The sequence below is a fragment of the Streptomyces sennicomposti genome (assembly GCF_019890635.1).
Classification (GTDB): Bacteria; Actinomycetota; Actinomycetes; order Streptomycetales; family Streptomycetaceae; genus Streptomyces; species Streptomyces sennicomposti.
Window position 1 is genome coordinate 1 of sequence record NZ_JAIOAB010000145.1, and the last position, 472, is coordinate 472.

Annotated in this window: 1 pseudogene; it reads left to right on the forward strand. The window is 76.1% G+C overall.

The window, feature by feature from the left end:
• Window positions 1-105: 105 nt before the first annotated feature.
• Window positions 106-472: pseudogene (locus tag K7787_RS31460) on the forward strand (translation initiation factor 2); the annotation flags it as partial.

Consider the following 472-nt stretch of genomic DNA (forward strand, 5'->3'; position numbering starts at 1 on the left):
GGCGACGGGCGACGGGCGACGGGCGACGGGCGACGGGCGACGGGCGACGGGCGACGGGCGACGGTACTTCTCGCCGCCCGGTCCACGGTTGCCCTCTACCGGCTCCTGGACACGCTCCCCGCGCTCTCCGGTGACGACCGCATCACCCGGCTGTTCACGCTCGTGCCCGGTTCGGAGTTCGGCGCCGACGCACTCGCCGCCATCGAGGAGGTCGGCGGCCGCACCCTGCCCTGGGACGAGGCGTGCGCCCGCTCGTACGACCTGGTCCTCGCGGCCAGCCCCAAAGGCGATCTGCACCTGCTGCGCGGCCCGCGCGTGCTCCTGCCGCACGGCGCCGGGTACAACAAGTCCATCCCCGGGGAGGGTTCGGGCTCCGCTTCCGGTCTCGACCCCGTCCACCTCCACCGGTCGGGCCACGACGCGCCGCCGGCCGCGCTGCACGCCGTAGCCCACCCCGACCAGGTGGCGCGGC